The organism is Gandjariella thermophila (assembly GCF_005405885.1).
GTDB classification, from domain to species: domain Bacteria; phylum Actinomycetota; class Actinomycetes; order Mycobacteriales; family Pseudonocardiaceae; genus Gandjariella; species Gandjariella thermophila.
The window spans coordinates 34843-43719 of sequence record NZ_BJFL01000035.1; the positions used below are offsets into that span (position 1 = coordinate 34843).

General features: G+C 72.9%; 9 protein-coding genes. 6 read left to right on the plus strand and 3 right to left on the minus strand.

Features of this window, described 5'->3' with window-relative positions:
- Nucleotides 1–175: 175 nt before the first annotated feature.
- From FFT21_RS23715 to FFT21_RS23725, 3 genes are read left to right on the plus strand one after another with little or no spacing between them, the layout of a single operon-like run.
- Nucleotides 176–2170 carry a glycosyltransferase family 2 protein gene (locus FFT21_RS23715; RefSeq protein WP_225978696.1) on the plus strand — a complete coding sequence of 665 codons (1995 nt, stop codon included), beginning with the start codon at nt 176–178 and terminating at the stop codon, nt 2168–2170.
- Nucleotides 2167–3432, plus strand: a complete 1266-nt coding sequence (locus FFT21_RS23720; RefSeq protein WP_225978697.1) for an acyltransferase family protein — start codon at nt 2167–2169, stop codon at nt 3430–3432. The genes FFT21_RS23715 and FFT21_RS23720 overlap by 4 nt, the downstream gene beginning before the upstream one ends.
- Nucleotides 3392–4180 carry a serine/threonine-protein kinase gene (locus FFT21_RS23725; RefSeq protein ID WP_192909711.1) on the plus strand — a complete coding sequence of 263 codons (789 nt, stop codon included), beginning with the start codon at nt 3392–3394 and terminating at the stop codon, nt 4178–4180. Before FFT21_RS23720 ends, FFT21_RS23725 begins: the two co-directional genes overlap by 41 nt.
- Nucleotides 4181–4224: 44 nt before the next feature.
- Here the strand turns inward: FFT21_RS23725 and FFT21_RS23730 are convergent, their stop codons facing one another.
- Nucleotides 4225–5496, minus strand: a complete 1272-nt coding sequence (locus FFT21_RS23730) for an FAD-binding protein (RefSeq protein WP_137816150.1) — start codon at nt 5494–5496, stop codon at nt 4225–4227.
- Between the two features lie 203 nt (nt 5497–5699).
- On the opposite strand from FFT21_RS23730, the gene FFT21_RS23735 reads away from it, so the two are divergent.
- Entirely contained in the window at nt 5700–7340 is a 1641-nt protein-coding gene (locus tag FFT21_RS23735; protein WP_192909712.1) for a serine/threonine-protein kinase, read from the plus strand.
- A gap of 232 nt (nt 7341–7572) precedes the next feature.
- On the opposite strand, the gene FFT21_RS23740 is transcribed toward FFT21_RS23735, so the two are convergent.
- Both FFT21_RS23740 and FFT21_RS23745 read right to left on the minus strand, forming a co-directional pair.
- A complete protein-coding gene (locus FFT21_RS23740; protein WP_137816152.1) occupies nt 7573–7782 on the minus strand; it encodes a hypothetical protein in 210 nt (69 codons plus the stop codon).
- A 3-nt stretch (nt 7783–7785) separates the two neighbouring features.
- Nucleotides 7786–8061 (minus strand): hypothetical protein, encoded by a 276-nt coding sequence (locus FFT21_RS23745; RefSeq protein ID WP_137816153.1) that lies wholly within the window; start codon nt 8059–8061, stop codon nt 7786–7788.
- Nucleotides 8062–8288: 227 nt separating this feature from the next.
- Here FFT21_RS23745 and FFT21_RS23750 point away from each other — a divergent pair, with 227 nt between their 5' ends.
- The gene (locus tag FFT21_RS23750; RefSeq protein ID WP_137816154.1) at nt 8289–8690 is read left to right on the plus strand and encodes a helix-turn-helix domain-containing protein; all 402 of its coding nucleotides are present in this window, start codon (nt 8289–8291) and stop codon (nt 8688–8690) included.
- Nucleotides 8691–8731: 41 nt separating this feature from the next.
- Nucleotides 8732–8877, plus strand: a 146-nt coding sequence (locus FFT21_RS30775; RefSeq protein ID WP_192909713.1) for a helix-turn-helix domain-containing protein, incomplete at its 3' end; no start/stop codon positions are given.

An 8877-nucleotide genomic window follows, 5' to 3' on the forward strand; every position in this document is an offset into this window, starting at 1 on the left:
TCGGCGGCGGGGGGCGGCAGCGTCCATGGCATCCACGGTGCCGGCGGAGCCGGCAGGCCGCCGGAACCGTCGGCGCGGCGGCGTCGGGAGCCCCGGACGCCGGCGGGGCGGCGTCCACGGCGCCGGCCGAGCGAGCAGACACAGCAACAGGTACGCGGTCGCGGAGGACACATCCATGGAACTCTTCGGTGACACCGCCACGCCGGCACGGCTCCCGGGACTCGGGCCGTGGCGGCCGGACGACGGGCACACCCGCCCGCTGTTCCTGCTGACCCGCCGCCGGCAGCAGCCGCCGAACGCGCCGGCGCCGGCCAACCTGGTCAGCCGGCGGGACTGGCTGGCGCATGCCCGCCGGGCGCTGCGGCTGCGGGCCCGGTCCGCGCATCACCCGGTGGTCGCCGTCCTCCGCACCGCGGATCGGGACAGCCTGTCCCGCCGGCTGCGGCACGGCGAACTCGCCCACCTGCACGCCGATCTCGCCGCCGCGGCCGCCAACGAACTCGGGGACCGGGCGCTGGTCGCGGTCAGCGGCGGCGACTGCGTCCTGGTGCTGCTGCGCGGCAGCCCCGCCGCCCGCGCCGGCGAGATGCTGGAAAACCTGCTCGCCGCCCTCGGCCGGCGCGCGCACCCGGTGGCCGGCGAGCCGCTGCTGATCCATCCGGCGTGCGGCTGGGTCAGCGCCGCCGACCTGCGCGGGGTCGGTGACCCGCACGTGCTGCTGGAGTGCGCCACCACGGCCACCGAACTCGCCGAGGGCCACCTCGACCTGGTGCCGCGACGGTGGGTGGCCGACGGCACCACCCGGCCGCGCGGCGGTGCCCTGCGCACCCGGCTGCGCCGCACGTCCGTCCAGATCGGACTGACGGTGCTGCTCGGCGTCGCCGCCCCGTACGGCGCGCTCACCGCGCTGTACCTGCTCGGCGTCGACCTCGCCGAGCCGGCCTACCTGACGGTGATGTTCGCGCTGGTGCTCACCGCAGCGGTGGTCTGGGCCGAGGGTCTGTACGCGCTGGATCCGATGCAGCCGCCGGCCGAGCCGACCGCGCCCTACCCGCCGGCGGCCGCGGTGATCGCCGCGTACCTGCCCAACGAGGCGGTGACCATTGTGGACACCGTGCGCGCCTTCCTGGCGCAGCAATATCCCGCGCCGCTGCAGGTGGTGCTGGCCTACAACACGCCTCGCCGGCTGCCGGTCGAGGACGAACTGCTCGCGATCGCGGCGGCCGACCGCCGGCTGACCCTGCTCAACGTGCCGGGTTCCACGTCCAAGGCGCAGAACGTCAACGCCGCGCTGCGCGTGCTCCGCGGCGCGTTCGTCGGGGTGTTCGACGCCGACCACCATCCCGCGCCGGACGCGTTCCGCCGCGCCTGGCACTGGCTGTCGCACGGCGCGGACATGGTGCAGGGGCACTGCGTGATCCGCAACGGCGACGCGTCGCCGGTGGCCCGCACGGTGGCGGTCGAGTTCGAGTCGATCTACGCGGTCAGCCATCCCGGGCGGGCCAGCCTGCACGGCTTCGCGCTGTTCGGCGGGTCCAACGGGTTCTGGCGTACCGAGGCGCTGCACGCCGTCCGCTTGCGCGGCTGGATGCTCACCGAGGACATCGACTCGTCGATCCGCGCGCTGCTCGCCGGCTTCCGGATGGTCTACGACCGCACGCTGGTCAGCCGGGAACTCGCGCCGCACACTCTGCGCGCGTTGTGGCACCAGCGGGTGCGCTGGGCCCAGGGCTGGTTCCAGGTGTCCCGCAGGCACCTGCGGGACGGGCTGCGCTCGCCCGAGCTGCGCCCGAGGCAGAAGCTCGGGCTGGCCTTCCTGCTCGGCTGGCGTGAGATCCACCCGTGGCTGTCGCTGCAGATGTACCCGGTCATGGTGTTCCTGGTCTGGCGGGCCGGCGGCGCGTCCCACCTGGATTGGCTGGTCCCCACGTTCGTGCTGACCAGCCTCTACACCCTGTCCGTGGGGCCGGGGCAGGCGCTGCTCGCCTGGTGGACCGCGGTACCCGAGCTGCGCGGCCGGCCCCGCTGGTTCCTCCGCTACCTGCTCTGGGCCCCGCTGTACGCGGAGTGGAAGAACCTGGTGGCCCGGGTCGCGCAGGTCAAGGAACTCCTCGGCCAGCGCGCCTGGGTGGTCACCCCGCGGCAGACTCGATGGCGGGGGCCGGTGTGAGCGGCCGGGCCGCCGGCGGCGGTGAGCGGCTGAGCTACTTCGAGGGTTACCGGGCCATCGGTGCGGTCGTAGTGGTGATCTTCCACGCCTACCAGCACAACCGTGACCCGGTGACCTGGCACTGGCCGCTGGAGGGCACCACCTGGCACGATCTGCTGCGTGCCACCGACCTGGTGGTTGATCTGTTCTTCGTACAGTCCGCGTTCCTGCTCGGCCGGCCGTACCTGCGGGCGTGCCTGGACGGCGAGCGGCGGCAGCACGCGCGCGCGTTCCTGGTCCGCCGGGCCGCGCGGGTGCTGCCGCTGTACTACACCGCGATCCTGCTGGTGTGGGCGATCTCCAACCCGATCCTGCCCGGGGACTGGCCAGACCTGCTGCTGCACGTCACGTTCACCCAGACCTTCAGTCAGGCGAAGATCTTCTACACCAACGGCCCGGCTTGGTCGCTGGCCGTGGAGATGCAGTTCTACCTGCTGCTGGCGGTGCTCGGGGCGCTCGCCCAGCGGATCTGCGGGCGGCTGCGGCACCGTTCGGCGCGGCTGGCCGTGCTGCTGCTCGGGATCGCCGTGCTGGCCGGCGCCTGCGACGGCTACCGGTTGCTGGCGGTGTCCGCGTGGCGGCTCCCGGACACCTACTGGCCGGCGTGGTTCGGGCTGCCGGCCAAGCTGGACGTGTTCGCCGCCGGGTTGCTCCTGGCGCTGCTCGCGGCCGGCGGGGTGCGGCTGCCCGGCGCCGCCGCCCGGCGGCTGGTCGGCGCCGCGGGGATCGCCGTGCTGGTCGGCGGCAGCGTGGTGCGGCTGCGACCCGGGTTCCCGGAGACGTTCGTGCACGGCGTCTACGGCGCCGGCTGCGCGCTGGTGCACGGCGCCTCCGTGCTCGGCGGGTCGCACGGGCCGCGCTGGGCCAGGGTGCGGTGGCTGGTGGCCCTCGGCGGCATGAGCTACAGCCTGTACCTGTGGCACGAGCCGGTGCTGCGGCTGCTGGACAGCCACGGGCTGCTGCCCGAGCGCGGTACGGCGGCCGGTTTCGGGTTCACCGCCGTCCTGCTGCTGGCCGTCAGCCTGCCGGTGGCCTGGCTCAGCTACCACGCCGTGGAGCGCACCGGCCAGTTCGTCGCCAGGGCGTTCGACGGCGAGGGCCGCCGCCGGGAGTACTACCGGCCGCTACCGGACCTGCCTGCGCCCCCGCAGATCCGCGACGTCACCGAGGTGCTGTCGCTGCGTGGCCGGCTACCCGCTGGGACATGGCCGACCAGGGACTGATCAGCCTCGCACCCGACCGGACCGCGGCACCGATCCGCACGCGCGCCGGCATCTCGTCCTCGAGGGACGGCTGCTGCTGCGCCTGACGCACCCGCACATCGTGCGCGCCTACGAACTGCTCCGGCCACGCTTTCCGCAGCCGCCGATGCTGGTGCTGGAAACGCTGACCGGCGTCACCCTCGGCCACATCGTGGACCACCTGGAACAGCGGCTTCCCGAGCAGGCGCTGGGCCATCTCGGCCGGCAGCTCTGCTCCGCGGTGCGCTACCTGCACAGCCAGGGCTACCTGCACCTGGACATCAAACCCGGCAACATCATCTCCTCCGGCGGGCGGGCCCTGCTGATCGACCTCGGCGTGGCCCGTCCGCCCGGACCCTGCCGGCGCGGGCCGGGCACCCCCGCCTACATGGCCCCGGAACAGATCCGCGGCGGACATCTCGGCCCCGCCGCCGACGTCTGGGGCATCGGTCTGGTGCTCTACCACGCCGCCACCGGCCACCAACCGTTCGACCTCGCCGGACCGTCCGGTTCGGACGGTCGCGAGACCGCCACCGGCGACCTTCCCGGCCGCTACCCGCAACTGGCCCGGCGCGCGCCCCGGATCCGCGCGCGCCGCCGGCTGCCCCGCCCGGTGGCCGAGGTCATCGACGCCTGCCTGTCCCCCGATCCCGGCCGGCGTCCCACTCTCCAGCGGCTCGACGGCACGCTGGCCATCCTCACCGGCGAAGCCGAGACCGCCGTCCGGTAACGACCGCGGTGCGCCGGCGGCGTTGCACCGGGCCGTGGCACGGATCAGGCGTCGGCCTCGCCGAAGAGGTGCCGGCGCACGAACGGGCTGCGGAACGCGCCCTCCGGGTCGAGCCGCTCGGCGAGCGCGCGGAACTCGGGCAGCTTCGGGTAGCCCGCGAGCGAGGCGCCGTGGAACAGCTTTCCCCAGTGCGCCCGCACGCCGAACGGTGCGAGCCGCTCCTCGATGACCGGTAGCAGCGCCTCGACCTCGCGCTGCCGTGGCCGCCAGGTGAAGTGCATGGCCACCCGGTCCCCGCCGTGGAACGGGCTCAGCCACAGGTCGTCCCCGGCGACCGTGCGGATCTCCGAGGTCAGCAGCACCGGGGCGAGCTTCTCGCCGAGCCCGCGCAGCGCCTCGAAGGCGGGCACGGCGTGCTCGCGCGGCACGAAGTACTCCGACTGCAACTCGTTGCCCGCGCTCGGGGTGAACGCCAGGCGGAAGTGCGGCAGCCGGTCGTACCACGGGCCGGGCACGCCGAGTTGCTGCGTGCAGTTCTGCACCGGCATTCCGGCCGCGTGCGCGGGGTGGCGGGGGCCGTCCGCCGGCACCGCTCCGTGAAAGTCACCCGGGGCGTGGAACGGGCGGCCGGGTTCGACCCGGTTCTTCAACCAGACCTGGTCGATCGCGTCGTTGGCCCAGTTGGTGAACAGGCTGACGCTGTAGCCGGCGTCCTGGATCTCGTCGAAGTGCTGGAACGCCGCCTCCCAGGGCAGGCCGTCGAAGACGTCCTGGCGCACGTCGAACGCGGGTACCAGGTCGAGGGTGAGCCGGGTCAGCACGCCCAGCGCCCCCAGGTTGACCACCACGCCGGGGAACACCTCCGGGTCCCGGTCGCGGGAGTACCCGCGGAGCTGTCCGTCCGCGGTGACCAGTTCGACGGCGGAGACCGCCGAGGCGAGGCTCTGCTGCCGCCGGCCGGAGCCGTGCGTGGCGGTGACCACGCTGCCCGCCACGGTGCAGTGCGGCAGCGACGCCAGGTTCGGCAGCGCGAATCCGGCGGCATGCAGGCTCAGGGCGAAGTCGCCGAAGCGCGCCGCGGCGCCGACGGTCACGGTCGACGCCGCGCTGTCGATCTCGATCGGCGTGTCGAGCCCGGCCAGATCGATCTGCACGCCGCCGGGGAAGTCCGCGATGTCGTTGAAGCAGTGCCGGGTGCCCAGCGGCTTGATCCGCGAGGCCGCGGCCACCAGTTCCTGGACCTCCGCCACGGTGCGTGGGGTGACCACCCGTTCGGCGGCGTAGCCGCGATTGCCCGCCCAGTTCCACTCCGCCATCGCCCTGTCCTTCCCGTCGCCACGCCGACCGCTGCCGCATGTCTACCGAGCCGACCCGCCCAGGGCCGGCGGGAGACCGCGGTCACCCGGCAGGGTGACACGGCGGCGACCGGAGGCGAACCCATAAGGTGAGGCGAACGATCGCGGCGGCCCACGCATGCCGTCGCGTCTCAGCGCGCACACCCGGGTCCAGGAGGATGGTCGTGACCGACGAAGGCGAGCTGATCGCTGGCCGCTACCGGCTCGTCTCCCAGGTCGGTTCGGGTGCGATGGGCCTGGTGTGGCAGGCCCACGACGAGTTGCTGCACCGCACCGTCGCGGTCAAGCAACTCGTGCTGCGCGCCGGCATGAGCGAGCGCGAGACCTCCGAGGCCAAGCGACGCGCCATGCGGGAGGGCCGGATCACCGCCCGGTTGCACCATCCGCACGCGATCACCGTGTACGACGTGGTCGAGCACGAGGGGCAGCCGTGCCTGGTGATGGAGTACCTCCGCTCGCAGAGCCTCGCCGACGTGCTGGCCGCCCGGGGGACGCTGCCCGCCGAGCGGGTGGCGGCCATCGGCGATCAGGTCGCCTCCGCGCTGGCCGCGGCGCACCGGGCCGGCATCGTGCACCGGGACATCAAGCCGGGCAACGTGCTGCTCACCGACGACGGCACCGCGAAGATCACCGACTTCGGCATCTCCCGCGCGGTGGGCGACGGCACCGTGACCGCCAGCGGCATCCTCGCCGGCACCCCGGCGTACCTGGCGCCCGAGGTCGCCCAGGGTGCTGACGCCGGGTTCCCGGCGGACGTGTTCTCGCTCGGCGCCACGCTCTATACCGCGGTCGAGGGCGGCCCGCCGTTCGGCCTGGACGACAACGCCATGGCGCTGCTGTACCGGATCGCCAGCTACGAGTTCCGGCCGCCGACCCGGTCCGGCGCGCTCACCCCGGTGCTGACCCGGCTGCTGGCCCGCGACCCCGCGCAGCGGCCGACCATGGCCGAGGCACGGGACGCGCTGGCGGCGGTGGCCGGCCATGGCCCGGCCGTCACGGCCGATCCGGCCGGGCCCGCGGGCGACGCGGTCCCGTTCCCGGCGGCGTCACCGCCCGCTCCCCCGGCGGAGCCCGCCGCTTCCCCAGCGGGGCCGGCTGCCGCCGCGGGGCTGCCCGCTCCCCCGGCCGGGCCGGCGGCCGCCGCGGCCGATCCGGCGGTGACCGCGGCGGGCCGGTCGGACACCGGCGGGACCACCCAGGCGGCGCAGCCCACGGAACGCATCCGTGGTGGCCGCTTCCGGCGCGGCCGTGCGGCGGCCGTGGCGGTGGTGGCCGTGCTCGTCGCCGCGGGTGTGGTCGCCGTCGTGCTCGCCACCCGCGGAGCGAGCCGCCAGGGCGCCACGGCGCCCACTACCTCCGCGGCGACGCAGGCTCCGCCCGCACCGGGCTCGTCAGGCGCCGCCGCACCGGCCACGACCGCCGTCACCACGCCGGCGCCCACCCCCGCCACGACGCCGCCACCCGCCCCGCTGAGCATCGCGGACCAGCTTCGGAACGCGATCACGTCCTACTACGCGATGATGCCCGGCAACCTCGCCGAGGGCTGGAACTGGATGACCGCCGACTACCAGGCCAACCACGCCGGCGGGTTCTCCGGGTACCAACGGTTCTGGAGCGCGATCGACCGGGTCACGCTGCTCGCAGTGTCCGCCACGCCACCGTCTACTGTGGACGCCACAATCGACTACTTCTACCGGGACGGGCACGTCGTCGAGGAGCAGACCCATTTCGTCATGGTGCAGGAGGGCGACCGCTGGAAGATCGCCGGCTCCACGGTCAGCAGCAGCCGCACCAGGACCGGCTGATCCCGACGGCGTGTCGCCCGACAAGCTCGTCCACGCAACCAATCTGGTTCTCCGGGCAGAAGCAAGATCGGGAGCACCGGTTCCACCCGAACGGTGGTTGTGCCACGCAGCCACAAGATCACTTCCGCGCCGTCGCGCTTCTGCTGCACCGAGCGGCATGCGTTCAGCACCTTGCCGCCCGCGAGACCGCCTGCTGCCTCCGCGCGTTTCCGAATCGACCCGGGAAAGCCTTTCACGCCGTGCGTCGTCCCGGGCAGGCCGGCGACGTTTCGTCGATTCTCGGTAGGTAGCCGGTCGGCGAGTCGTCGATCGACCATTCGACACGGGCATTCGGGTCTGGCCACATCAGCCGGGTGGGCAGCCCTTCGGCGGCGATGCGCTCGATCAGTTCCGGGACGGTGACGCCCCACTCGTTTCCGGTTTGGTAGGCGTGCTGGGCCACCCCTCATGCCTCCCGATCCGGGAGTGAGACGAGGAGGGGAATGACCTTTTCCGGCCGCCCCTCGACGTTGAGCACGAAATCGCCGGCCCGTTCGCCGACCAGCCGTGCCCGGGCGACGACCACGCGGTCGTGGGCGATGATGCGGACCACGTCGATGTGGCTGCCGTCGACGATGCGGATGCCCTGGATGGCCGTGACCTCGCCGGCCGCGTCGCGCTTGTGCCGGAACCGCCAGCCCGTGTCGGCCCGCTCGCACAGCGCCAGCAGCGGTTCCAGCACGGGGTACTCCTCGACGGCGGCGTACGGGTCGACGGGCGGGTGCGGCGGCGGCCCGGTCACCGCACCTGTTGCTGGCGTCGGTGGTGGTTGTGGCACTATGCCCTCGGCTCTCGACATGGACACCTCCCGACGTGCGTTCCACGTACACCATCGGTGTTGCCGAATTGGCCACACCAGTGCCCCAAAGGGGTGACTGTGGCCGCTATCACGCGTTAGGATGTGTTGCCATGGGTGTGAACAGTCCGTCGCCACGAGCGAGGGCCTTATCCGCCGCCCTGCGCGAGGCGCGAATGGCGCGCGGAATCGGTGTCCGCGAACTCGGACGCCTGCTGTCGATCTCACCCAGCCAGATTTCGCACTGGGAAAGCGGCGACCGGGTACCGAACCTGGAAACCGTCGCCACGATCCTGGGGGCCATCCGGGTCCCGCCGGAGGACCGGAGGCACATTCTCGAACTGGCTCGCCAGGCCAGCGAGCCGCACTGGCTGTCCGTCGGCGTGAACGGCATTCCGCAGCAACTGGCCGCGGTGGTGGAATGCGAGCGCGCCGCGTGCGCCATCGTCGATTGGGTAGCCATTGGCATGGCGGGGTCATATGATCAGTGCACCACGTGCTTGGTAAGATCATAGCATTCATTTAACGGGCCTGCCGGAAAGGAACTATTGTCGCAGTGCGGGGTGTCGAACTGCGCCAGGACGAGCGAGAAATCATTTCTCGTGAGCTGGCGAAGGGGCAATCGTACCGGGCGATCGGGCGACTGCTGAAGCGGGATCATTCGGTTGTTTCTCGAGAGGTCAGCAGAAACGGTGGTCGGTC

Coding starts and splice junctions, on each gene's coding strand:
- FFT21_RS23715 (WP_225978696.1), top strand. CDS start 176: ATGGAACTCTTCGGTGACACCGCCACGCCGGCACGGCTCCCGGGACTC.
- FFT21_RS23730 (WP_137816150.1), bottom strand. CDS start 5,496: ATGGCGGAGTGGAACTGGGCGGGCAATCGCGGCTACGCCGCCGAACGG.
- FFT21_RS23750 (WP_137816154.1), top strand. CDS start 8,289: ATGGGTGTGAACAGTCCGTCGCCACGAGCGAGGGCCTTATCCGCCGCC.